Raw genomic sequence first — 25299 nt, 5'->3', positions numbered from 1 at the left:
ACCCCGCGAAGAGAGCGGAACCCAGCAGTTGATCACGACATCACACAGGCCCTAGAACAAGCCTCGTGGTCATCGTCCTGCCTGCCCCCGCCCCCGGCTAAACCGGCTCACATCCGGCCTGAACCCGCCACACGCACGGTCGGCAACCGCACCCGCCGCAGTACCAAGGCCCCCCGGTACCACGGCACCCGCTCACTCGCCCGCCTACCACGATCACCACCCAAAGTGCGCTCTCCGGGGTGCCGTCAGTGTTGAGAAGCAAGAGCCTCTGAAGGGGTTCGGGATCGCGATGCAAAGACAGTCCGGTCCGTGGCAGGATGACAGCATGCTGATCCGAAAGGCCGATGCCGCGTAGGCGTCCGAAGGGGCTGCGCGCGCAGCGTTGGCGGCCCAGAAGAGGTATTCCGGTTCGCCGGATCCGTGATGTCGCTGCGGCGACTCGCGTAGCGATCCGGAACTTGGAAGAGGACCGGCTGTGGCCTGGGGCTGTGGCGGCTGCCTTGGCGGAGTGCCGACGGTATCTGAATCGGCCAGGGCGCGTGCTGCCGGATCCGGTGATGGGCTGCGCGTGCTGTGATCCTCTGGTGGCGCGAGACCTGCTGGAGGACGTGCTGGTGTGGCTTCCCCGTGGGGCTCGGGAGGACCTTGGCAGGCTCATCGGCCGACTCGATGCCGAATTCGACCGCCGAGCCGTCACCCTCAGCCCTCACCTCGTGCTGGCAAGCCCCTCGGGCGCGTGGGGGTGGTGGCGTCAGCGCTTCTTGGAGAACTGAGGGCAGACCGGATGGGCGGGCGGGAGTGCGGCCGGATCCTGGCGAGCGGGGACAACAATACGGAGGAACGTACCCGCGCCCGTGCCCCGGCTGCCGAGGAGGGCCACGGGTCACCGTTGGCCGCCTGGGTCGTTAGCTGATCATGACCAGAATTCATGCAGTCCAGACGGTGGCGGCCATCAGTGGTGCCATTGCCCTCCTCACCATGATGACTGGAACTGCCTCCGCCGCAGACGGACAGTTCACGTACATCAGGTACGACACCGGAACTCAGGACGCGCTTTTCAACCCGCCAAGCGACCGCTGCCTGCCGCTGCCCGGCGGAGCGGCCTCCGCGGTCAACGACACAGATGCCACCGCCTTCGTGTACGCCGACAGCAGCTGCCAACAGCTTCTCTCGATCGTGGGCGTCGGAGCCACCTGGACCGAGTCAGGGCCGCCGCCGCTGCCCGCGCGCAGTGTGGGCTTCGGCTCCAACTAAGGAGGTTTGACTCCGTTCGCTGCTGTTCCACGTGCCCTCAGCAGGGCACGGAGTCGGTCGAGAAGGGTAAACCGCACGGTCTCAGGCTGGCGTCATACACCTGGCCCTGGGCCGGGCAGGGTTGGAGGCGCCCAGGCCTTCACCGACCGGCCCCAGGACACCTACCCCGCCGTACTTCTCCCAGGGCGTCTGGGCCTCCTGGGGCCGGCTGCTGGACTCCGTGCGCACCGGGGAACCGTCGGTGGAGTCGGTCACCGGCGGATCGGTGTTCTCCCACTTCGCGGCCGAGCCCGAACTCGCCGCCGAGTTCAACGCGGCGATGGCGGTGAGCGCCGAGATGGAGGCCCAGGCCATCGCCCAGCTGTACGCTCGGGTACTGGTCGTCGAGGTCGTGGCACCGCCGGTCGTGGACGCCGACACCGACCCCTTTCTCGCGGTGAGCGACCTCAACCTGCTGGTCCTGACCCGCGGCCGGGAGCGTACCGAGGAGGAGTTCACGCGCCTGCTGGAGGCCGCCGGGCTCCGCCTGACCCGCATCGGCGACCCGGTGGGCTTCAACGGCTACCGGATGATCGAGGCCGCCCCGGCCGCGGCGGAAGGTGACGCATGAAGACGATGGAGGAAACCTCGACGTTGAGCCAGCACCCCATCGAGACCACCGACCACGAGGTGGGCCCCGGCACCCTGCGGCGGCTGGCCGCCGCCTGGCCCAGGCGGGCCACCGTACGCACCGACATGGACAAGGTCACCGGCTACGAGAAGTACGACCCGGAGCTCCTCGACTACCCGGTCGCGCTGATGCCGTTCGGCGAGCACCCGGACTTCCAGGCGGTGTCCGAGGAGCAGCGCCGCCGGGTAAACACGCTCGGCTGGATCGCGTACAACGAACGTGTCATCGCCGCCGAGGAGTTCGTCGTCAACCCGACGTTCGAGAAGCTCGGCCGCGCCGTCTTCCCCGGGGTAGACCGCTTCGAGGTCAAGGAGATCGTGCGGCAGTCGTACATCGACGAGGTGTGGCACACCTACATGCACATGCTCGGCACCCAGCGGACCAGCCCGCCGACTGAGTGTCCGCACCCGGTGGCGCGGGCCGTCCCGTGAGGGACATGGTCGGCGGGCTTACTTGGATTCGACTCGCCCGACCGGGTCAGGGCCGGCCGCGAGCGTCTCGCATGCCGTCTGCCAGGCGTTGTCACCGAGGTGGAGCTGACTGCGGAGGTAGGCCGTGGTGAGCTGTGTGACGGCGGCGACCCGTTCGGGGCTCTCGTCCGTGGTCTCTGCGACGTCGTATCCGGGGATCCCGCCGAGTGCGTGCCCCGCGCCGAACAGGGTGAGCAGGGACTTGGGGCTGGGGCCGAGGGTGTAAGGGTCGGCGTGCCAGGCCGGCCCCATGTCGGTGAAGTGCCGGGAGTCGTCCTCGTCGCCGGCGACGACCAGCGCGGGTGTGGTCATCGTGGAGAAGTCGATGGTCCCGAAGACCGGGAGCATGTCGGCCATGGGACCGTTGAGGACGTCGCCCCGGCCGGGCGCGGCGAGCAGAACGCCCGCCTTGATCCGGGGTTCGACAAGGCTCACTTCCTGCCCGGTGTCGGGGTCGGTGAGCTTGGCTCCGAGCAGGGTGCTGGAGGTGAAGCCGCCGAAGGAGTGTCCGGCCACGGCGACCTCGGTGTGGTCGATCCGCCCGGCGAGCAGCGGCACGGCCTTCTCGATCTCGTCGAGCCGGTCGAGGATGTGGGTCATGTCCTCGGCGCGGGAGCGCCAGAAGAAGGGAGCGCCAGGGGCGTCGGCGACCAGGTGGCTCAGCGTCCTGGAGGTGAGGTGGGTGGGCTGGATGACGACGAATCCGTGGGCGGCCCAGAAGTTGGCGAGCGGCGCATAGCCGTTCAGCGAGGAGAGGTGGTTCGAGGGGCCTTGCCCGTGAGAGAGCAGGATGACGGGAAGGCCGGTACCGGTCTCGGGCGCGGTAACGCGTACCTGGAGGTCTACGGGACGTCCCGGTACGCGCAGTACGACCGGGCTGTAGGACAGGACCGGGACGGGCGTGTCCAAGGCGTCGGCGTTGGTGGTGAGGGTGGTGCTCACGGTGTGGGTTCCCTTCGGTGGCGCCTGCCGCCCGCCGGTCTCTTGAGACCGGCGACGGACAAGGCGGTCAGGGGCATCCGCTTCGGCTAAGCTGAAACGGAGCGCTGTTCCATTTAGTATCCGGAGCGCTGCTCCACTTTGTCAATCGGTGTGGGAGGAGTACGTGATGGACGTGATGGCCACCACCGGCCCTGCGGGGGAATTGCCGTCCCGAGGCAAGCGGGCCGACGCCCAGCGCAACCGGGAGACGGTGCTCACCGCTGCCGCCGAGGTGTTCGTCACCTCCGGCGTCGACGCGCCGATCCGCCAGATCGCGTCCCGGGCGGGCGTCGGGATGGCCACGATCTACCGCCACTTCCCGACCCGGGCGGATCTCGTCACAGCCGTCTACCGGCACCAGATCGAGGCATGCGCCGAAGCCGGCCCGAAGCTGCTGGCCAGTGCCGGCTCCCCGCTCGACGCACTGCGCCAGTGGATCGACCTCTTCGTCGACTTCCTCGTCACCAAGCACGGACTCGCCGACGCCCTGCAGTCCGACAACGATCGCTTCGCCGCGCTGCACGCCTACTTCCTCAACCGCCTGCTGCCCGTCTGCGCCCAGCTGCTCGATGCCGCTGTGGAGGCCGGCGACATCAGGCCCGGTACGCAGCCCTACGAGCTGATGCGCGGCATCGGCAACCTCTGCATCGGACGCGAGAACGACCCCCGCTACGACCCCCGGCGCCTGGTCACTCTCCTCCTCCAGGGACTCCAGCGACCTGACGCGGCCTGATGCGGCCTGATGCGGCTCGATGCCGACGAGCGTCATCGCGATCTGGTCCCTCCGCGCTTCCACGCGAGCTGAGCAACCGCCTCTCATGAGCGGGAGACACCGACAGGCAACAGCGCCCTGAGCTGATGCTGCCACTTCTCATGAACATCGAACACGACGCCATCAGGACGCTGCTCAACGCGTCACGCGTAGGTCCGCCGGGGCCGAGTGTCCTGGCTGCGGAAGGTGGTCCAACCGGTGTAAGCGAGGCTGCGGGCCGCCTGAGCGCCGGTCACACACTCACCCAGCAGTACAACCGGTGGCCGCGAACGGCCGCTCTCTTCGCAAGAGCAGCGAGGTCTTTCAGGAAGCCGGTGAGCCCCGTCGGGTTCGACTCGCCGCTGAAGACACCCGACGCCGACCAACCGTCGGCCACTTCGCCCAGCTGTTTCAGGTCGACACGGGCGAGGGAGTCGCACAAGGGATCAGTGAGTGACAAGGTGACGAGTTCTCCGTCACCTATCATCCCGACCACATGCCCATGCCGTGGATCAGCCTTGATGGCATCGGCGGTCCGCCCAGTGACGAGTACCCCGGCCGGCAGCAGCTCGACCACCGGATCGATGCCCTTCACGAAGGAACGAGTCGTACCCCGTTCCCATGGGCTGCCCGTCCTCACGCGCCACGGCGCGAACGGCGTCTTGATCATCAGCAGCGGCGTAGTAGCCGAAGAGCACTCCCATGCAACCCATCATGGATTACCACGCAGCGTCACCGACCACGGAATGTGGAGCCACAACTGGCGGCCGAATGCTCTGACCTGCTCAAATGCCGCTCGAAGCGCTTTGCGTGCAGGGAAATGATGACGCACCCGCCGCTGCCACGCGGCCAGCGCTCGTACGCGACCGGGGCTGGGTCGCCCACCGCGCCCGGCCAGCAAATGCTCTGCACGCAGCACCCGCCACTCACGTAGCGCGCTTGCATAATTACCGTGCGTGCTGGAGTGTGGGCGCGCACCTGCTGTTGTCTCCGGGCCGCTCGCTTTCCGTTCCGCAGTCCGGGGCTGCCCGCGCGCTCTGCTGATCGTCGTACCGCGGGTGTGTCGGGCCCCGCGTTCCGGAGAGCTCGAAGTCTCTTGGTTCGGTTGTCGGTCCGCGGTTGCCCCGGGCGGGATGAAAGGTCACGTAGTGATGTGGTGGGACGCCGTCGTGCGTGACGTCGCGCTGGTGCTCGTGGTGCTCACGTTGGCCTACAACGGGACCCTGGTCATCGGCGGTGTCCTGTTCGCCCGCCGCGGCGGTGCTTCGCTGCGCGGACAGCTCGCGCTGAGTTGCGGGGTGCCGGTCGCGCTGCCCGGCAGCTGGACGGTGTTCGTCCTGATCCCCTGCCTGAACGAGGAACGGGTCATCGAGAACACCGTACGCTGCCTGCTCGATCTACAGCCCGGAGTACGGGCCTTGGTCATCGACGACGGCAGCGACGACAGCACCGCCGCCCGTGCCCGGGCCGCGGGCGCGGGCCGCATCGAGGTTCTGCGGCGGGCCCTGCCCGAGGCCCGGCGCGGGAAGGGAGCCGCTCTCAACGCGGGTCTGCGGCACGTGCGCCGCCAGGTGCGGGACGAGGGCCTGGACCCGGCACGTGTGCTGGTGTGCGTACTCGACGCCGACGGCCGGCTGACGCCGGGGGCCACCCCTCGGGTCGCGGCGCTGTTCGAGGCACCGGAGGTGGGTGGCGCCCAACTGGCCGTACGGATCCGAGACCGCGGCCATGTGGCCCTGCGGTTCCAGGACTTCGAGTTCTGGGCGCTGAGCGCGGTCACCCAGTTCGGCCGGGTCGCCACGGGGTCGGTGAGCATGGGAGGCAATGGTCAGTTCACCCGCCTGTCCGCGCTCGACACCGTGGGCGAGCAGCCGTGGTCGGATTCGCTGACCGAGGACCTCGACCTGGGGATCAGCCTTGCGGTCCGCGGCTGGACGGTAACGACCACCACCGGCGCCTACGTGTCCCAGCAGGGCCTGACCAGTCCTCGCCGGCTGCTGCGTCAGCGCACCCGCTGGCACCAGGGGCACATGACGGCCCTTGCCCGTCTGCCCCAGCTGTGGGCAAGCCCCGGTGCGCGGCGCGCCACCCGGATCGAGCTCACGGGGTATCTCCTGGTCCCGTATCTGATCACGCTGCCCTGGTCCGTCGTCCAGCAGTACCTGCTCGTGCGTCTTGTGCAGGGGCTCGGGCGGGAGCTGTCCGCCGACGCGGTGAAGCCGTGGTGGTCCCAGGTGCCGGCCGGACTGGGCTGGTACGCGGTGGGCTTCGCCGGGTACTTCGCCATGGCGCTCGTGTACTGGCGACGCACCGACGACCTGCCCCTGTGGAAGGCATGGGTCTATTCCCAGGCCCTGGTGCTGTACCTGTACGTCAGTTTCACCGCCGCCTGGCGGGCCGTGGGCCGCATCCTCACGCGGCGCCGCGGGTGGGTCAAGACCGAGCGTTCTCCGGAGGCGTGCCTGGCTCCTTCGGCGGACCCGCGAGCGTTGGCCGGCGGCCGGGGTGAGGTCCTCGCAGGTGGGGAGGCCGCTCTCAGCGCCCCGTCCGGCCGCGCGAAAGGCGAGGGCCGACCCGTCTGAACGGCCCGGTGGGCCCACGGGCCCGGCCGGACCGCGCACCGTCCCCTCCGCCGCTTCGACCCTCCGAGGATCCCCATGCTCCCGACCGCCATGACCGCGCCCGTGCGGGCCATGCTCGTCCTCGGCACCCGGCCCGAAGCGGTCAAGCTGGCGCCCGTGGCCCGTGCCATGACCGCCTCGCCGTTGTTCGAGCCCCTGGTGGTGGCCACCGGGCAGCACCGCGAAATGCTGCATCAGATGCTGGACCTGCTCCAGGTGGGAGACCGCACCGACCTCGACGTCATGCGTGAACGCCAGCAACTGTCGACCCTGACGGCCCGGCTGATCGACGGTCTGGGTGCGGCGGTCCGCGACCGGCGCCCTGACCTCGTCGTCGTCCAGGGCGACACGACCACCGCGCTGTGCGGTGCGCTGGCCGCCTTCTACGAACGGGTGCCCCTCGCGCACGTGGAGGCCGGGCTACGGACCGGCGTGCCGGACAACCCTTTCCCGGAGGAACTCAACCGCACGCTCATCGCGCGCATGGCACGCTGGCATTTCGCCCCCACGGCAGGCGCCGCCGCCCATCTGGCATCCGAAGGCGTACCGCCGAGCGCGGTGTTCGTCACCGGCAACACCGTCGTCGACAATCTGCTGTGGGTCCTCGCCACCGGTACCGGACGCAGCCACTTCACCACCGGCCTGCGGCGGATCCTGCTCACCCTCCACCGCAGGGAAAGCCACGGGCTTGTCATGCGCGACATGGCAGGCGCCGTGCGGCGTCTCGCCGACCGGGGAGACGTCGAGATCCTGCTGCCCGTCCACAAGAGCCCCGCAGTCCGCGAGGTGCTGGTACCCGCGCTCGCCACGCACCCGCACATCCGCGTGGTCGAGCCCCTGGACTACCCGGACTTCGCCGCGACCCTGGCCGCCTGCGACCTCGTCATGACCGATTCGGGCGGTGTCCAGGAGGAGGCCCCGGCGCTGGGCAAACCCGCGCTGATCATGCGTACGACGACCGAACGGACCGAGGCACTTCTTGCCGGCTCCGCAGAGCTGGTGGGCACACAGCCGCACGACATCGTGAACGCGGCCACCCGGCTGCTGGACGACCGCCACGCCTACACACGCATGGCCACCGCCAAGAACCCGTTCGGGGATGGCAACGCCGCCCACCTCATCCTGACCCACCTGACCGCCGCACACGGGGTGTCCTTCCCGGCCGTTCGCCCGTCGGCCTCCCTCGCTCGGCGGCCCTTCCCCCACTCGGAGATCACCGCCGCGGGGGCTAAGTCCGGCTAGCTGGGGCCGTGTTCGAGCCGTGGGCTGCCCGAGTGACTTTCACGAATTCCCCTCATTCATGGCCGTGGGTGCCAGACTGGCCGACGCTCCCTCAGGAGTGATCCGCACATCCATCGCCGCGCCGGACCGTGAGGCCCTGGGGCGGCGCCATGCTCGTGTGAGGGGAACAGTCGCACCTCAGGAATCCCTGCTCAAGGTCTACGGAGACCGGTCCTACCGGCACGTGACGATGGCCCGGCACCAGGGCACCACCATCGCGTTCGCGATGGACGCGTCCCGCCGGATCGTCTAGTCCGTACTGGACCTGTCCGGCCCCCCAACCAAGGGCGAAGCGGACACCGCGTACTGGAGCGACAACCCGGCCGAGCTGTTATTTCCCCAGGAGCTGGCCAAGGTGGGGTACGCCGTGGTCGGTGCGACGGCGATGCGGACGGTCAAGCGCGGCGGCGCCGAGGCGGCTGCCGACGAGCGGCCGACGGCCGAGGGGAGCGACTCCTTCCTGTCCACCACCGCGCGGCTGACGGCGGACGCCCCGTTCCATGTGGTGTCGGACGGCACATACGTGGTGGTGCTGCGGCAGTCGATCGACGCGACGCACTCCGACGCGGTGTACAAGCTGACGGGCGGCGGCGGTTCGGGCAACGCGTCCCGCGGCGATTACGTGCTCAGCGGTACGAAGAAGGTGCCGCTGGTGCGCGACACCCTGCTGTGCGACCGGTTCCTGCTGGTGGACGGCAGGCTCAAGCCGGTGCTGGAGGTGCGCTACAAGCGCAGCCGGCACGCCACCCGCCCCGAGTCCGCCAAGGACAGCCTGGGCACCGAGGGCATGGAGGGCCGCCCGTTCCACGAGCCGACCCAGGAGCTGTCCTTCGTCCGGAACCTGACCCAGGGCCGGTTCGCCGCCGTGCTGGTGCCCACCGCGATCAGCGGCGTGCAGCGCTGGCAGCTGTTCGCCCACAACGACGCCACCGGACGGGTCGACTCCTTCAACATCGAGCAGGGCGCCCCAGGGCCTGTTCAACACCCAGGGGACCCGCTTCTACACCAGCCCGGATCCGCTCTACCGGGACGCGGTGTTCGAGCGCAGCCCCGGCACCCGGGGCACGCGGAGACCGCGCTGCATTTGGACGGCGCCGACCCGTACGTCGACCTGGGCGATCCGGCGGCGCTGCGTTTCGGCGGGAGGCCCTACACGGTCGAGGCCTGGGTCAAGCCGACCTCGCTTGACGGCCCGGTGCTGTCCAGGAGCGGTGAGTACCTGCTGGCCGTGGACGGGCTTGGTGAGCCTCACCCACGAGGGGGCGCCGGCGCCGCTGCTGTCCACCGAGCCGGTCCCGACGGACGTCTACACCCACATCGCCGTCACCTTCGACGGCACCACCGAAGCTGTACGTCAACGGCCGGGCGGCCGGCAGCGGGGCGCTGCCGTTCACCCCGGCGACCAGTGTGAACACCCTGGTCGGCACGTACGTCTGGACCGCCCAGGGCGGCTTCTTCACCGAGACCACGGAGGCGACCGACAGCGTCAGCGAGACCACCTCCGGCTCCTACTCCCTCAGCGGCAGGGTCGGCGGCGGTTTCGCGTGCAGCTTCGGCGCCTTCGGCGGCGGCGCGAGCGGCTCGCTGGACGCCTCGGTCGGCGGCGGCCTCAGCGTCACCCGGGCCAAGGGCAAGGACGCCTCCCGCTCCTTCGGCCTCGACGTCCAGTGCGCGCCCTCGGGCGACTTGCAGCGCCGTGACAAGGACGGCAAGCCCGTCCTGGTGCCGGGCAAGGTCCACGCCTACCGCTTCCTGACCTTCTACCTCGGCGAGAACAGCGCCAACTTCGACGACTTCTACCACAAGGTCGTCGACCCCGCCTGGCTGCAGGGCAGCGACGCCCCCGACGCCGCCGCACTGCGCCAGATCCGCCAGAACTCCGCGAAGCCCCCGTGCTGGCGGATCCTGCACCGCGTCACCTACATCAGCCGGGTACTCGCACCCGTCCCGCCTCCCCGGCCACCGCCACCCGCGCGGCCCTGGCCACCCAACTCCCCGAACTCGTCCCCCACGCCCCGGAGATCATCGACTACCTCACCCGCTACTTCGGCATGGAGAACTGACCTCAGCCCGGCCCTGCGACACCCGCAGGGCCGGGCACGCCAGTCCGTTTCCTTCGGATTTACACCACTGCCCCCGCCGGCGTCCAGGCGTGTTCGCGCAGCAGGCGCAGGCCGTTGAGGCCGACGATGATCGTGGAGCCTTCGTGGCCGGCTACGCCGAGCGGGAGGGGGAGGGTGGCGATCAGGTCCCAGGTCACGAGCGCGGTGATGAAGATTCCGGCGATGACGAGGTTCTGCACGACCAGGCGGCGGGCCTTGCGGGAGAGGGCCACCACGGCGGGGACGGTGGCGAGTTCGTCTCGGACGACGACCGCGTCGGCGGTCTCCAGGGCGAGGTCGGAGCCCGCCTTGCCCATCGCGATGCCGGTGTGGGCGGCGGCCAGGGCGGGGGCGTCGTTGACGCCGTCGCCGATCAGCAGGACCCGCCGGCCTTCGGCCTCCCATCCCTGGACGGCAGCCACCTTGTCTTGTGGGAGCAGCCCGGCGCGGACATCGGTGATGCCGACTTCGGCGGCCAGGTGGCGGGCGGCGCGTTCGTTGTCGCCGGTCAGCAGGACCGGGGCTCGGCCGGTGAGGGCGGTGAGCGCGGCCACCGTGGCCCGGGCGTCGGGGCGGAGGCGGTCGGCGATGCCCAGCACCCCGACCGGTACGCCGTCGCGCAGGACGAGGACCGCGGTATGGCCGTCGTCTTCGAGTGCCCGCACCATGTCGTCGGCTTGGGGGCTGCCGGTGTGGGTGAGGCGGCCCGGGGAGCCGACCTGGACGGTGCGCCCGCCAATGACGGCGGTGACGCCCCGTCCCGGTGCGGAGGCGAAGCCGGCCGCCTCGGCCAGGGTGAGGCGGCGGGCACGGGCGGCGTCGACGACCGCGCGGGCGAGCGGGTGCTCGCTGGGGTGCTCAGCCGCAGCAGCCAGGGCGAGCAGTCCGTTCTCGTCCAGGCCGGAACCGGGCAGGGGTCGGATGCCGGTGACGCGCGGGGTGCCTTCGGTGAGGGTGCCGGTCTTGTCCAGGGCGACCGCGTCGACCTGGCCCAGACGTTCCATGACGACGGCGGACTTCGCGAGGACGCCGTGGCGTCCGGCGTTGGCGATGGCGGAGAGCAGGGGCGGCATGGTGGAGAGCACCACCGCGCAGGGCGAGGCGACGATCATGAAGGTCATCGCACGGAGCAGGGCGGGCTGGAGTGCGGAGCCGAGGGCGAGCGGGATCGCGAAGACGGCGAGGGTGGCGATGACCATGCCGATGGAGTACCGCTGCTCGACCTTCTCGATGAACAGCTGGGTGGGGGCCTTGGTCTCGGAGGCCTCCTCGACCATCTTCACGATCCGCGCGATCACCGAGTCCGACGGGTCACGCTCGACGCGCACGCGCAGGGCGCCGGTGCCGTTGACCGTGCCGGCGAACACCTCGTCCCCGGCCTGCTTGGCCACCGGGAGGGGCTCGCCGGTGATGGTGGCCTGGTCGACGTCGCTGGTGCCGGCGAGGACCCGGCCGTCGGCGCCGACCCGCTCGCCGGGCCGCACCAGGATGAGGTCGCCTACCGTGAGGGCATCGGCGGGGACGTTCTCCTCCCCGTCGCCGGGCAGCAGCCGGGTCGCGGTGTTCGGCGCGAGGTCGAGCAGCCCGCGCACGGAGTCGGCGGTTCGCGCGGTCGCGACGGCCTCCAGCGCACCGGAGGTCGCGAAGATGACGATCAGCAGGGCCCCGTCGAGGACCTGGCCGATGGCGGCGGCGCCGAGCGCCGCGACGACCATCAGCAGATCCACGTCCAAGGTCTTGTCCCTCAGGGCCTTCAGGCCCTCCCATCCCGGCTCCCAGCCGCCTGTGATGTATGCAGCGGCATACAGCGGCGCCCACAGCCAGACCGGGCCGCCGAGGAGATCCAGCGGGAGGGCGACCACGAAGAGCACCAGCGCGGCCAGCGCCCACCGCGCCTCCGGCAGGGCCAGCACCCGTGTGCGCCGCTTCGGGAGCGCCGGACGCGGGTCGGCGTCGGCCGGTGCGGGCCGCTGGTCAAGGACAGCAGGCATGACAAAACAACCCTTCGCGGGCGGACCAGGGCAACACCTCCACAATACAGGAACACCTGAATAGATCTTCATGTGTTATCGGTATGATGACCCCATGGGCCACGGAACCGACACCCCCAGCAGCGCCACCACCCGCGAGCGCCTCGACGCCGTCGGCACCGCGGAGGTCGCCGCCACCCTCCAGGCCCTCGCCACGCCCTCGCGACTGCACATCCTGGCCCGGCTCCAGGAAAGCCCGTGCTCCGTCGGCGACCTCGCGGAGGCCGTCGGCATGGAAGCCTCCGCCTGCTCGCACCAGCTGCGCCTGCTCCGCAACCTCGGGCTGGTCACCGGCGAACGTCACGGCCGCTCGATCGTCTACGCGCTCTACGACAACCACGTCGCCGAACTCCTCGACCAGGCGCTCTACCACGTGGAACACCTGCGCATGGGAATCCGGGACGTGCCCGCCGGCACGCCCGAGGCCGTCACTCCTCATTGAGGCGGCCGACCGGGTTCGGCCGTCCGCGCGCCCGTCTCCGGGAGGCCACCCCCGCACCGGCTTCGTGTAGTCCCGGGCCCCCGGGGTGGCGAATCGATTCAGCCGGGGTGGCGTCAACGCGGCGTGGAATATGCGGGGTTGAGAGCGTTTTCGGGCGTGAGCCCCCGGGAGTGCGCGGTGCACGGAAGTGAGGGCCGGAGGCGCAGTGCGCCGGGGGGAAGTTGGTTGCGTTCGGTAGCTGATGCGCTACATACTGTGATTGCTCCCTTGGCCTCCGTCATGCCGGGAGTCCTGTCACCCGTTCCGTCGCCCCCGGATGAGGAGTGCCATGCCCTGCTTATCGGCGCGAGACGCACTGGCCGTGGCCGCCCAGCCGGTTCTGCTCCTCGCCGCCGCCTGCGTCTTCGCCGTCACCGAGTGGCGCGGATGGGAACCGGGCATGACCACGTTCCTCTTCCAGTTCGCGGTGCTCGGGTTCCTCGTGGTGCTTGAGTTCCTGATCCCCTACGACCCCTCATGGCGGCCGGACCGGCGGGAATGGGGCCACTACGCCGTGTACTACGTCCTCACCGCCAGCGGGGGCACGCTCGGCCAAGTCCTGGTGCTCGTGGCCGTCGGCGCGGTGGCCGATCCGTACCCCGTGCTTCCACTGTGGGGCGAGATTCCGCTGGCGCTCCTGCTCGGCTCCCTCGCGAGCTACGCCGTGCACCGGGCCGGGCACACCTACGCCTGGCTGTGGCGGCTGCACGGTGTGCACCACGTACCGGAGAAGGTCAACGTCGCCAACAACGGCGTCAACCACGTGGCCGATGTGATCATCTCGCAGGGTTTCGTCCAGTTCGCCCTCGCGCTGGTGGGGTTCTCCGAGCGCGCCGTCTTCGGTGTGGGGCTCTTCGTCGTGGCACAGGGGTATTTCGTCCACGCCAACATCCGGGTGCGGCTCGGCCCGTTCAGCCACGTCCTCGTAGGTCCGGAGCAGCACCGGCTGCACCACAGCACCGATCTGTCCGAGGCCGGCCACTACGGCTCCGACCTGTCCGTATGGGACAGACTCTTCGGCACCTTCACCTGGCGTCCCGGCCGGGCGCCGGCGGCGGTCGGGCTGGCCGATCCCCGGGCTTTCCCCGCCACCGGCCGCATCCTCACCACGCTCGTCCACCCCCTGCGCCGCTCCGCCGGCTGACGGGTCTCCGCTCCTCCCCCCCCTGCCTGCTCACGTTCGTGCGGCGCGCGCCGCTCCCCTCACGTGCGCCCGTTTCGCGACTCAAGGAACGCCCATGCCTGCAGACGCCCGTACGTCCCCGCCCGTCACTCCCGTCACTCCCGCCACGCCTCCCGAGAAGATCGCCGTCATCGGCATCGGCTGCCGCTTCCCGGGCGGTGCGAACGACCACCGGTCCTTCTGGCGCAACCTGATCGAGGGCAGGGACTGCATCACGCCGACGCCCGCCGACAGGTACGACGCGGCGGGTCTGGGCAGCAGGGACAAGGCGAAACCCGGGCGGCTCGTGGGCGGGCGCGGCGGCTACATCGACGGCTTCGACGAGTTCGACCCGGCGTTCTTCGGCATCAGCCCGCGCGAGGCCCACGCCATGGACCCGCAGCAGCGCAAGCTCCTGGAGGTCACCTGGGAGGCCCTGGAGGACGGCGGGCAGAAGCCGGGCGAGCTGGCCGGGCGGGACGTGGGCGTGTTCGTCGGGGCGTTCACCCTGGACTACAAGATCCTGCAGTTCTCCGACCTGCGGTTCGACACCCTCGAAGCCCACACGGCCACCGGCACGATGATGACGATGGTCTCGAACCGGCTCTCGCACTGCTTCGACTTCCGGGGCCCGAGCCTGTCCATCGACTCCGCCTGCAGCTCCTCGCTCGTGGCCGTGCACCTCGCCTGCGAGAGCCTGCGCCGCGGTGAGAGCTCGCTGGCCCTGGCCGGCGGCACCCTGCTGCACCTGACGCCGCAGTACACCATCGCCGAGACCAAGGGCGGGTTCCTCTCGCCCGAGGGCCGCTCCCGTACGTTCGACGCCGGCGCCGACGGCTACGTCCGGGCCGAGGGCGTGGGCATCGTGGTCCTCAAGCTCCTCGCGGACGCGGTGCGCGACGGCGACCCGATCCACGCCGTGATCACGGAGACCGGCGTCAACCAGGACGGGCGCACCAACGGCATCACGGTCCCCAGCGCCGACGCCCAGTCGGCCCTGATCGAGCAGGTCTGCGCCCGGGCCGGCATCACCCCGGGCAGCCTCCAGTACGTGGAGGCCCACGGCACGTCCACCCCGGTCGGCGATCCGGTCGAGGCGAACGCGCTGGCCCGGGCCCTCGCCATCGGGCGCGAGCCGGGCGCCGCGTGCTACGTCGGTTCCGTCAAGACCAACATCGGGCACACCGAGTCCGCCGCCGGGATCGCCGGCCTCATCAAGACCGCACTCAGCCTCGAACACCGGCTGATCCCGCCGCACATCAACCTGGAACGCGTCAACCCGGCGATCGACCTGGACGCCGCGCCGTACGAGATCCCCGACCGGGTCACCCCCTGGCCCCCGCACGAGGGGCCGGCCCGGGCGGGCGTCAACTCGTTCGGTTTCGGCGGCACCAACGCGCACGTGCTGCTCGAAGAGGCACCCGCGATCGTCGCCGAGGACGCACCACCGGCGGCCCCGGACCTCCCCGAGCGGGACCGCGCCGGCGCTCTCCCGTACCGCGTGCTGCCCCTCAGCGCCCACGACGCCTCCGTGCTGCCCGCTCTGGCCGGGGACGTACGTACTCGGCTGGCGGCCCCGGACTCCCCGGCGGTGCCCGCCGCCCCCGGGGAGGCTCCCGTCTCGCCCGTGGACCTCGCCTACTGCCTGGCCCGCCGTCGGCAGCACCACGACGCCCGGCTGGCCGTGGTGTACGAGTCGCGCCGGGATCTGGACGAGGCGCTGGCGGCGTACGGCCGGGGTGAGGAGCACCCGCGTGTGCTGCTCGGCCGGCGCCGAGAGGGGCAACAGGCCTGCCCTGCCTGGGTGTTCACCGGCATGGGTCCCCAGTGGTGGGCCATGGGCCGCGAGCTGTTCGAGGCCTCGCCCGTCTACCGGGCGGCCGTCGAGGCCGTCGACCGGGAGATCGTGGCACAGGCCGGCTGGTCGCTGACGGCCGAGCTGAACGCCGACGAGGACACGTCCCGGATGGCGCAGACCTGGCTCGCCCAGCCCGCCAATTTCGCCGTCCAGGTGGGTCTCGCCGCCCTCTGGCACGCTCACGGGGTCCACCCGTCGGCAGTGGTCGGCCACAGTACGGGCGAGATCGCCGCGTTCTACGAGGCCGGGGTGTACAGCCTGCGGGATGCCGTACGGATCGCTCTGCACCGCAGCCGCTTGCAGCACCGGCTCGCGGGTACCGGCACCATGCTCGCCGTCGGGCTGCCCGAGGACGAGGCGTTCCGGCGCGCGGAGCCCTTCGGGAACCGGCTGTCCGTCGCCGCCGTGAACAGCCCCCACGCGCTGACCCTCGCCGGGGAACGGACGGCGCTCGCCGAGTACGCGCGGGCGCTTCAGGCCGACGGCGTGTTCGCCAAGTTCCTCGACGTACAGGTCCCGTACCACAGCGCCGGCATGGAGGAGATCCGCGCCGAACTGCTGACGGAGCTCGCCGGGATCGAGCCGCGTCCCGCGCGGCTGCCCCTCTACCTGACCGGCCGGGAGGGCCGCGCCGAGGGGCCGGAACTCGACGCGGGCTACTGGTGGGACAACGTCCGGGACACCGTCCGGTTCCGCTCGGCCGTCGACGCCATGGCCGACGACGGGCACCGGACCTTCCTGGAGATCGGCCCCCACCCGGTGCTGGGGCACTCGGTCAAGGAGTGCTTCGCCGCCCGTGGCGGCGGCCCCGCGAGCGGGTCCGGGAGCGGGTCCGGGAGCGGGGTGGGGAGCGGGGTGGGGAGCCCGCACCAGACGGTGACCACCCTGCCCTCGATCCGCCGCGCCGAGGACGAGGCCCTGCGCTTCACCACCTCCCTGGCCTCGCTGTACGCCCTCGGCTGCGCCGTCGACTGGGAGGCGCTGCACCCGCGCGGACGGCGGGTGCCGCTGCCCCGCTACCCGTGGAAGCGGGACCGGTACTGGACCGAACCCGCGCCCGTGGCGCAGGTCAGGCTGGGCCGGGTCGACCATCCGCTGCTGGGCCGGCGCCTCGCCACCGCGGAGCCCGCCTGGGAGGTGGCGCTCGACGTGGAGACCACGCCCTACCTCGCCGATCACCGCATCCAGGAGAGGACGCTGTTCCCCGCGGCCGGCTACGTCGAGATGGCCTACCAGGCGCTGCGGGTCCTGACCGGCGGCACGGACGCCGAGCTGGGGAACATCGAGCTGCTCAAGGCCCTCTTCCTGCCCGACGACGCGCCCCGCGCCGTCCAGTTGTCGCTCTCCCCGCAGACCTCCGTCTTCAGCGTGGCGGCCGAAGGCGACACCCCGGCCGTGCACGCCCGTGGTGTGGTGCGCGGCGGTCTCCCGGCGGCCCGCACCGCTCCGCTCGATGCCGGGGCCGTCCGGGCGCGGGCGGACCGGCGTCTGGACTCCACCGCCTGCTACGGCACGCTGAGCGCCCTCGGGTACGAGTACGGTCCCGCGTTCCAGGGCATCGCCGAGGTCTGGCGGGCGCGCGGCGAGGCGCTCGCGCGGATCCGGCTGCCCGCGTCCGTCGGCGGCGCCGCCGGACACCACGTCCACCCGGTGCTGCTCGACGCGTGTTTCCAGGCCCTGCTCGTGGCCGGTCTCCCGGACGCCGACCCCGACGCCGACCCGGGCACGGACGCGCGCACGGAGGGCGGGAGCGGGATGCTGCTGCCGCTCGGCATCGAGGCGGTGCGCACCGCCCCCGTCGGGGACGGGCCGTTGTGGGCGCACGCCACCGTCACCCGGCGGGCGGACGACGAACTCGTCGGTGACATCGCCCTCTACACGGAGGACGGCGAGTCCCTCGGGTACGTCCGCGGTTTCCGCGCCGCCGACGTGGAGCAGGCGTCGGCCACGGTGGGCGTGCCCACCATCGACGGCTGGCTCGCCGAACTCACCTGGACGCAGACCCCGCCGCAAGCGGGCGAACCGGACGGCGCGCCGGAGCCGGCGGCCGGTGGCAGCTGGCTGCTGTTCGCGGATGGGCCCGGCGCGGTGGCGGACCATCTCGCCGCGCTCGCGGTCGCGGGCGGCGCGCGCTGCCACCTCGTACGGCCGGGTGCGGGCTACGTCTTCGGCCGGGACGGGCGGGACTCCCGGGTGGTCCCCGGCAGCGCCGACGATCTGCGGAGGCTCCTCGCCGACCTCGCCGCCGACGGGGCGTCCCCCGACACCGTGGTCCACCTCTGGAACCTGGACCTGCCCGCCCTGGCGGTCACCGGGCGCGCCCACCTCGGCGCGCACGGCACGCTGGGCGCCTACTCCGTGGTCGCCCTGGCCCAGGCCCTCCAGGACGACGCCGGGCAGCAGGCCGCGCCGGCCGCACTGCACCTGGTCACCCGGGGCGCCCAGGCGGCCGTCCCCGGGGATCCGGTCGAACCCCTCGGCGCGCCCGTCTGGGGTATCGGCCGGGTGCTGCGCCACCAGGAGCTGACCGCGCACCGAGGCAAGCTGATCGACCTGCCGCTCCGCCCGGCCGACGCCCCGGAAGAGGAACGTCCGCGGGAAGACGGAGCGCGGGCCGACGCCGAGGCCCTGCTCCGCGAGATCCTCGCCCCGCCCGTGCCCGGCCGGCCCCAGGACGAGGTCGCCCTGCGCGGCGGCCGTCGCCTCATCAGCTGCCTCACCCGGCCCGAGGGTCTCACCCGCCCCTTCCCGCCCCGGCTCCGCCCGGACGGCGCGTACCTCGTCACCGGGGCGTTCGGCGCACTGGGCAGGCTGTTGTGCCGCTACCTCGTCCAGCGGGGCGCCCGGCACCTGATCCTCGTCGGCCGGACGGAACTCCCCGACCGCGCCACCTGGCGCGCCCTCGGCGAGGACTCCCCCGCCGGCTCCCCGGTCGGCTTCGTCAAGGAACTTGAGGCGCTGGGCGCCCACCCCGTCCACGCCGCCCTCGACATCTGCGACGAGGACGCCCTGACGCGGTGGCTGGCCGCGTACCGGGACCGGGACGCTCCCGCGGTGCGGGGCGTCTTCCACCTCGCCGGGCACGTGCGCGACACGCCGGTCCGCGCCATGGACCGCGCCACCTTCGACGCCGTCTTCGACCCGAAGGCCGCGGGGGCCTGGCTCCTGCACCACCACCTGCGCGACGAGCCGCTCGACCACTTCGTCCTGTTCGCCTCCATCGCCTCCCTGCTCACCACCACGGGACAGACGAACTACGCCGCGGGCAACGCCTTCCTCGATGCCCTGGCCCATCACCGCAGGTCCCGGGGGTTGCCCGCGCTCAGCCTGGACTGGGGGCCCTGGGCGACCGGCATGATCGAGGAGCTGAGCCTGGTCGAGCACTACCGCGCCGTCCGGGGGATGAGCTCGCTCTCCCCGGCCGCGGGCACGGCCGTCCTGGAGCGGGTCCTCGGCCAGGACCGCGCCCAGCTCCTGATCGCCACCGTCGTCGACTGGAAGACGTTCCTGGCCTGGTATCCGTCGCCTCCCCCACTGGTCGGCGAGCTCGCCGCCGAGGCCGCGCGGGCCGCCGCCTCCGGCGCGTCCGCCACGGGAAGCGGCGCGGCGGACGAGCAGGGCGACTACCTGCACCGGTTCGCGGCCGCCGCAGGCGAGGAGGAGCGGGCCGGGCTCGTCGCGGACCTCTTCCTCGGCTGCGCGTCGGCCGTGCTGCGCATGAGCGCCGACCGGCTCGACCTGGACGCCGGGCTCGGCGCGCACGGCATCGACTCGCTCCTCGCCATGGAACTGCGGGCCAGGATCCAGGCGGCGACCGGGATCGCGCTGCCCGTCGTGGCGCTGCTCAGCGGGGCGCCGTTGCGCGAACTGACCGCTCAGCTGCACCGGGCCACCGAGGAGCTCGCCGCACGGGCGGCGGGCCCGGACGCGTCGGCGGGCGTGGAGGTGCACGCGGACCCGTCCCGCCACCCCCTGACGCAGAACCAGAAGGCCCTGTGGTTCCTGAGGCAGCTCCATCCGGACGGCTTCGCGTACAACATCGGCGGGGCCGTCGAGGTCCGTACCGCCATCGATCCCGAGCTGATGACCGCCGCCGTCCGCGTCCTGGTGGACCGGCACCCCGTGCTGCGGGCCAACTTCGTCGTGCAGGACGGCCGTCCGCTCCAGGTCATCTCGGATTCCGTCGCGCCGGACACGGCGGTGTTCGACGTCGAGGGCCTGGCGTGGGAGGAGATCCGCGAGCTGATCGTCGCGGAGTACCGCAGGCCGTACGACCTCGCGCACGACCGGCTGATGCGCTTCCGGCTGTTCCGGCGCGGTCCGGACCGCTGGGTGCTGATGAAGGCGGTCCACCACATCGTCTCCGACGCGATCTCCACCTTCACCTTCATCGAGGAGCTGCTCGCCCTGTACGAGGGCATGCGCGCGGGCCGCCCCGTCGCGCTGCCGCCCGTCCGGGGCCGGTACGTCGACTTCCTCAACCGGCAGAACCGGTTCCTGGCCTCCCCCGAGGCCGACCGCATGCTGGAGTACTGGCGCGGCGCGCTTCCCGCCGAGGTCCCGCCGCTCTCCCTGCACACCGACATGCCCCGGCCCCTCGTGCAGACCCACAACGGCGCCTCCGAGTTCTTCGTCCTCGACGAGGACCTCAGTGCCCGGGTCCACGCCCTGGCCCGTGAACACGACGTGACCGTCTTCATGGTGCTGCTGTGCGCCTACTACCTGCTGCTGCACCGCCACTCCGGTCAGGACGACGTCGTCGTCGGCAGCGCGGTGACCGGGCGGACGGACGAGGACCTGGCGTCGGTGTACGGCTATTTCGTCAATCCGCTGCCGCTGTACGCGGACCTGGCCGGTGATCCGACCGTCGCCGCCCTGCTCGCCCAGGTCCGCAGGACGGTGCTCGGCGGGATCGACCACCAGGAGTACCCCTTCGTCCTGCTGGTCGAGAAGCTGGGCCTCCAGCACGACCCCAGCCGCTCGGCGGTCTTCCAGGCCATGTTCATCCTGCTCGCCCACAAGGTGTCCTCGGAGCAGTACGGCTACCACCTCGACTACATCGAACTTCCGGAAGAGGAAGGGCAGTTCGATCTGACGCTGTCGGCGTACGAGGACGAGGCCGAGGGCCGCTTCCACTGCGTCCTGAAGTACAACACCGACCTCTTCCGGCCCGAGACCGCCCGCCGGCTGACCGGGCACTACCGCAACCTCCTCGACGCGCTGATCCGTGCTCCGGGTGGGCGTCCGGTGTCGGGGCTCGACATGCTCGGCGCGGACGAACGCCACGAGATCCTGCACGGCCCCTCGGCCCGGGGCCCCCTGCTGGCCCCCGAAGCGCCGGTGCACCAGCTGTTCGCGCGGGCGGCGGCCCGTACTCCGGACGCGGTCGCGCTCACGGTTCCCGCCTGCGGTCCGCAGGGGACCGCCCGTCACATGACCTACGCGGAGCTGGAGCGCTCCTCGGCCGTGCTGGCCGGGCGGCTGCGGGCCCGGGGAGCGGGCGGCGGCGTCGTGGCGGTGTGCCTGCCGAAGTCGCCCGAGCTGATCGTCGCGCTGCTGGCCGTGCTGCGGGCGGGGGCCGCCTACCTTCCTCTGGATCCCGGCCATCCCGCCGAGCGGCTCGCCTTCATGGCGGGCAACGCGGCCGCGCGCCTGGTCCTCACCGACCCGGCGGGCGCCGGGCGGCTGGACGTACCCGGCGCCGTGTTCCTCACGGACGTGATGGCGCGGGACCCCGAGGACCCGGCCGCCGAGGACGCGGCCATTGGGGAGGCCGCCGCCGAGGACGCCGCCGTTGAGGAGGCGCCCGTCGGCCCGGACACACCCGCGTACGTCATCCACACCTCAGGATCGACGGGGCGGCCCAAGGCCGTCGTGGTGTCCCACGGCGCCCTCTCGGCCCTCTGCGCCGCCTGGCGCGAGGAGTACGGGCTGGAGGCCGCCCCCGGCGTCCACCTGCAGATGGCCGGGGTGTCCTTCGACGTGTTCACCGGCGATCTGGTCCGCGCCCTGTGCTCGGGGGGCCGGCTCGTCCTCGCCGACCGCGAGCTGCTCCTCAACACGGCACGGCTGCACGAGGCGATGACCGCCGAGCGGGTCGACTGCGCCGAGTTCGTCCCCGCCGTCGTCCGCGCGCTGATGACCCACTGCGAGGAGGGCGGCCACCGGCTGGACTTCATGCGGCTGATGATCGTCGGCTCCGACACATGGAAGGTCGCGGAGTACGAGCGGCTGCGTGCACTGTGCGGCCCCGGCACCCGGGTCGTCAACTCCTACGGGCTGACCGAGGCCACCGTCGACAGCGCCTGTTTCGACGGCCCCACGGACGGCCTCGACCCGAACAGCACGGTCCCCATCGGCGCCCCGCTGCCCAACTGCGTGCTGCACGTCCTCGACGCCCACCGGCAGCCCGTCCCGGCCGGGGTCACCGGCGAGCTGTGGGCGGGCGGGGCCGGCCTGGCCCTCGGCTACGCGGGCGACCCGCAGCAGACCGGCCGGCGCTTCGTCGAAGTCACCCTCGACCGGGGCCCCGACGCCGTCCCGGAGCGGCTGTACCGCACCGGGGACCTGGCGCGCCGGGACTCCCGGGGCCGTATCCACCTGCTCGGGCGGGCCGACGCCCAGATCAAGCTGCGCGGCCACCGCATCGAGCCGGGCGAGATCGAGTCGCTGCTGACAGCCCTGCCGGAGGTCGCCGACGCCTGCGCCCTCGTCCGGACCGACAGCCGCGGCGAACCGGTCCTGTGCGCGTACGTGGTCCGCACGCCGGGCACCGATCCGGACATCCGCGCCCTGCGCCACCACCTCGCCGCCCACCTGCCCACGTACCTCATCCCGGCCCATCTGGAGACGCTGGAGGCCCTCCCCCTCACCCCGAACGGCAAGGTGGACCCGGACGCCCTGCCCGCGCCCCGGGCCGAGGCCGCGCGGGAGGGCCACGAACCACCCGTCACGCTCTACGAGGAACGGGTGGCGGCCCACTGGAAGGCCGTGATCGGCCTCGCGCGCATCGGTCTGCGCTCCGACTTCTTCGATTCCGGCGGCAGCTCCATCACCCTCATCGAGCTGATCCACCGGCTGCAGAAGGAGTTCGGCATCGCGATCCCGGTCGGCCGGCTCTTCAAGGTGACGACCCTGCACGGCATGGCGCGTACGGTCGAGGACATCGTCACCGGCCGGGTCTCGGGCAACCTCTCCCACCTGTCCTTCAACACGGGCCGGGGACCGGTCGTCTTCTGCTTCCCGCCGGCCGGCGGCCACGGCCTCGTCTACCGCCACTTCGCCGCCCACCTGGAGACGTACGAGCTGGTCGCCTTCAACCACGTCGACGGGGACAAGCGCACGCGCTACGCCGACCTCGTGGAGTCGCTGCACCCCACGGGGCGCTGCCACCTCCTCGGCTACTCCCTGGGCGGCAACCTCGCCTTCGAGGTCGCCAAGGAGCTCGAACGGAGGGGGCGCGAGGTGGCCCACGTCGTGATCATGGACTCGTACCGCATCGAGGAGGAGTACGGCCTCGCCACCGAGCACACCGAGGCGTTCGAGCGCGAACTGCGGGAGCACCTGCGCCGTCACACCCACTCCGAGACGGTGACCGCCCAGACCCTCGAACAGGCGAGGGACTACCTGGAGTACTGCGGGCGCACGCCGAACCACGGGACGGTCACCGCCACGGTCACCGTGATCTCCGACGAGGCGAAGGCGGAGTTCTACGCGGCCGGACAGCGCGGCAGCTGGCACACCGCCTCCACCACCGTCAGCCGGCTGGTGCGCGGCGCCGGCCTGCACGCGGAGATGCTCGACGAGAAGCCGGCCGAGCGGAACGCGGCCCTGGTGCGCTCCGTACTCGACGACGGCCTCGCGGCCCCCCGCCGGGAGCGTCCCGCTTCCCCGCAGTCCCCGCGGTTCCCGCAGCACGACGGCAGCACGGACGGGATGCGCGATGGAGCGTAACGACAGGCCCGTATGGGAGAACCGGGGCCCGTGGGCCGCGGGCGCGGGGCGCGGGCCGGAAGCGGCACCCCGGGTGATCGTCATCGGCGCGGGCATCGGCGGCCTCTCCACCGGCTGTTACGCGCAGATGAGCGGCGCCGAGACGCGGATCTTCGAGCGGCACGTCCTGCCCGGCGGCTGCTGCACGGCGTGGTCGCGCCAGGACTACGTTTTCGACTACTGCATCGAATGGCTCACCGGCACGGGGCGCGGCAACGACGCCAGCCGGGTCTGGCGGGAGCTCGGCGCGCTCGACGGCAAGTCGATCGCCAACTTCGAGATGTTCAACACGGTCACCGACGAGACCGGCCGCTCGGTCACCTTCTACAACGACCCCGACCGGCTCGAAGCGCACCTGCTGGAGATCTCTCCGGCTGACGCCCGGCCGATCCGGGCCTTCTGCCGCGACCTGCGGCGCTTCACCCGCATCAACCTCTACCCCTTCCTCACGCCGCCGCCGCTCCAGTCCGCGGGAGAGAAGCTGGCCACGCTGCGGGCCGTCCTGCCCTCCTTCGCGCTGCTGTGGCGCACCGCCGTGACCCGCATGGAGAAGTTCTGCGACCGGTTCGAGGACCCGCTGCTGCGCCGGGCCTTCCCGTTCATCTTCTTCCAGGACCACGAGGTCTTCCCGCTGCTGCCCTACCTGTTCAACATGGCCAGTGCCTACCACCTCAACGCGGGCTTCCCGCAGGGCGGTTCGCTCGGCCTGGCCCGGTCGGTGGAGGAGCGGTACACGGCGCTCGGCGGGCGCGTGGACTACCGGGCCCGGGTGGAGCGCGTCCTGGTGGAGAACGACCGTGCCATCGGAGTGGAGCTGCGGGGCGGGGAACGGCACTTCGCCGACCACGTCGTCTCCGCCTGCGACGGCGTCACCACCATCGAGGGGCTGCTCGGCGGCCGGTACACGAGCCCGAAGATCGACAAGCTGTACAGCGAGATGATGAGCCGTCCGGACGTGCTCTATCCGGGGGTGGTCTCGGTCTTCATCGGGCTCGACGGCGAGCTGGATCCGGACGCCCGGCACAGCACCACCTACCTGCTCTCCGACGAGGACAGCGCGGCGCTGCCCGGTGTCCTGCAGAAGAGCCTCGTCGTCCAGATGCGCTCGCGCTACTCCGACGGTTTCGCCCCGCCCGGCAAGTCCGTCGTCCACTGCACCTACTTCAGCGACTACGAGCCGTGGAAGCGGCTGCGGACCACCGACCGCAAGGCGTACTGGGCCCGCAAGCAGGAGGTCGCCGACTTCGTACGGGGTTTCCTGGAACGGCACCACCCCGGCATCGGCCGGGACATCGAGGTCGTCGACGTCGCCTCCCCGACCACCACCGAGCGGTACACGGGCGTACGGGGCGGGAGCATCCTCGGCTGGAAGTCCTTCACGCCGGCCGACGACGTGATCACGGGCCTCATCAACAAGGACCGGATGCGGCTGCCCGGCCTGGACGGCTTCTCCCTGGCGGGCCAGTGGTTCGGCGGCGGCAGCCTGATCCGCGCCGCCGCCAGCGGCCGTTTCGTCACCCAGTACCTGTGCCGGGAGCTCGGTCTGGACTTCCGTGCCTGGGAGAGCGGCGGCACGGTCCCCTGGCATCCGGACCGGCTCGGCCGGCTGCCCCAGCTCGAAAACCGCAGGGTGAGGTGACGGTCGG

16 protein-coding genes are annotated in these 25299 nt (G+C 71.6%); 13 read left to right on the top strand and 3 right to left on the bottom strand.

The features are described from left to right. The first annotated feature begins 942 nt into the window (after nt 1–942). The 3 genes from ACZ6ZT_RS31985 (at nt 943) to ACZ6ZT_RS31975 (ending at nt 2355) form a co-directional block, all read left to right on the top strand. Nucleotides 943–1254 (top strand): hypothetical protein, encoded by a 312-nt coding sequence (locus tag ACZ6ZT_RS31985; RefSeq protein ID WP_469723729.1) that lies wholly within the window; start codon nt 943–945, stop codon nt 1252–1254. Between the two features lie 220 nt (nt 1255–1474). After that, nucleotides 1475–1864: a methyltransferase gene (locus ACZ6ZT_RS31980; RefSeq protein WP_469723728.1), complete on the top strand. Its 390-nt coding sequence runs from the start codon at nt 1475–1477 to the stop codon at nt 1862–1864. Beyond that, nucleotides 1861–2355: a diiron oxygenase gene (locus tag ACZ6ZT_RS31975; protein WP_469723726.1), complete on the top strand. Its 495-nt coding sequence runs from the start codon at nt 1861–1863 to the stop codon at nt 2353–2355. The genes ACZ6ZT_RS31980 and ACZ6ZT_RS31975 overlap by 4 nt, the downstream gene beginning before the upstream one ends. 18 nt (nt 2356–2373) lie before the next feature. On the opposite strand, the gene ACZ6ZT_RS31970 is transcribed toward ACZ6ZT_RS31975, so the two are convergent. Further along, nucleotides 2374–3336 (bottom strand): alpha/beta hydrolase family protein, encoded by a 963-nt coding sequence (locus ACZ6ZT_RS31970; RefSeq protein ID WP_469723725.1) that lies wholly within the window; start codon nt 3334–3336, stop codon nt 2374–2376. 175 nt (nt 3337–3511) lie between these two features. Between ACZ6ZT_RS31970 and ACZ6ZT_RS31965 the strand changes: the two genes are divergently transcribed. After that, a complete protein-coding gene (locus ACZ6ZT_RS31965) occupies nt 3512–4108 on the top strand; it encodes a TetR/AcrR family transcriptional regulator (RefSeq protein ID WP_469723738.1) in 597 nt (198 codons plus the stop codon). A gap of 271 nt (nt 4109–4379) precedes the next feature. Here the strand turns inward: ACZ6ZT_RS31965 and ACZ6ZT_RS31960 are convergent, their stop codons facing one another. Further along, a complete protein-coding gene (locus tag ACZ6ZT_RS31960; RefSeq protein WP_469723724.1) occupies nt 4380–4796 on the bottom strand; it encodes a hypothetical protein in 417 nt (138 codons plus the stop codon). A 481-nt stretch (nt 4797–5277) separates the two neighbouring features. Between ACZ6ZT_RS31960 and ACZ6ZT_RS31955 the strand changes: the two genes are divergently transcribed. The 5 genes from ACZ6ZT_RS31955 (at nt 5278) to ACZ6ZT_RS31935 (ending at nt 10209) form a co-directional block, all read left to right on the top strand. Then, nucleotides 5278–6708 (top strand): glycosyltransferase, encoded by a 1431-nt coding sequence (locus ACZ6ZT_RS31955; RefSeq protein ID WP_469723723.1) that lies wholly within the window; start codon nt 5278–5280, stop codon nt 6706–6708. Nucleotides 6709–6783: 75 nt separating this feature from the next. Then, the gene (gene wecB, locus ACZ6ZT_RS31950) at nt 6784–7989 is read left to right on the top strand and encodes a non-hydrolyzing UDP-N-acetylglucosamine 2-epimerase (RefSeq protein ID WP_469723721.1); all 1206 of its coding nucleotides are present in this window, start codon (nt 6784–6786) and stop codon (nt 7987–7989) included. A 157-nt stretch (nt 7990–8146) separates the two neighbouring features. After that, complete coding sequence (locus ACZ6ZT_RS31945) at nt 8147–8281, top strand: hypothetical protein (protein WP_469723720.1); 135 nt, start codon at nt 8147–8149, stop codon at nt 8279–8281. Nucleotides 8282–8383: 102 nt separating this feature from the next. Further along, on the top strand, nt 8384–9439 hold the full coding sequence (locus ACZ6ZT_RS31940) for a hypothetical protein (RefSeq protein ID WP_469723719.1): 1056 nt from the start codon (nt 8384–8386) through the stop codon (nt 9437–9439). After that, the gene (locus ACZ6ZT_RS31935; RefSeq protein WP_469723717.1) at nt 9436–10209 is read left to right on the top strand and encodes a hypothetical protein; all 774 of its coding nucleotides are present in this window, start codon (nt 9436–9438) and stop codon (nt 10207–10209) included. Before ACZ6ZT_RS31940 ends, ACZ6ZT_RS31935 begins: the two co-directional genes overlap by 4 nt. On the opposite strand, the gene ACZ6ZT_RS31930 is transcribed toward ACZ6ZT_RS31935, so the two are convergent. Continuing rightward, nucleotides 10151–12121, bottom strand: coding sequence for a heavy metal translocating P-type ATPase (locus ACZ6ZT_RS31930; protein ID WP_469723716.1), 1971 nt, complete (start codon nt 12119–12121; stop codon nt 10151–10153). The two genes, ACZ6ZT_RS31935 and ACZ6ZT_RS31930, sit on opposite strands and share 59 nt — an antisense overlap. 94 nt (nt 12122–12215) lie before the next feature. Between ACZ6ZT_RS31930 and ACZ6ZT_RS31925 the strand changes: the two genes are divergently transcribed. The 4 genes from ACZ6ZT_RS31925 to ACZ6ZT_RS31910 all read left to right on the top strand — a co-directional run bounded on the left by ACZ6ZT_RS31925 (nt 12216) and on the right by ACZ6ZT_RS31910 (nt 25292). Further along, complete coding sequence (locus ACZ6ZT_RS31925) at nt 12216–12602, top strand: ArsR/SmtB family transcription factor (RefSeq protein ID WP_469723714.1); 387 nt, start codon at nt 12216–12218, stop codon at nt 12600–12602. Nucleotides 12603–12930: 328 nt separating this feature from the next. After that, nucleotides 12931–13785: a sterol desaturase family protein gene (locus tag ACZ6ZT_RS31920; protein WP_469723712.1), complete on the top strand. Its 855-nt coding sequence runs from the start codon at nt 12931–12933 to the stop codon at nt 13783–13785. Nucleotides 13786–13879: 94 nt separating this feature from the next. Continuing rightward, the gene (locus ACZ6ZT_RS31915; protein WP_469723710.1) at nt 13880–23614 is read left to right on the top strand and encodes a non-ribosomal peptide synthetase/type I polyketide synthase; all 9735 of its coding nucleotides are present in this window, start codon (nt 13880–13882) and stop codon (nt 23612–23614) included. Beyond that, the gene (locus tag ACZ6ZT_RS31910) at nt 23604–25292 is read left to right on the top strand and encodes a phytoene desaturase family protein (RefSeq protein ID WP_469723709.1); all 1689 of its coding nucleotides are present in this window, start codon (nt 23604–23606) and stop codon (nt 25290–25292) included. The genes ACZ6ZT_RS31915 and ACZ6ZT_RS31910 overlap by 11 nt, the downstream gene beginning before the upstream one ends. Nucleotides 25293–25299: the final 7 nt, after the last annotated feature.

Source organism: Streptomyces sp. NPDC102258 (assembly GCF_055584685.1).
The sequence above is the reverse complement of the archived record's forward strand: the minus strand, read 5'-3'. Positions and strand labels throughout refer to the sequence as shown.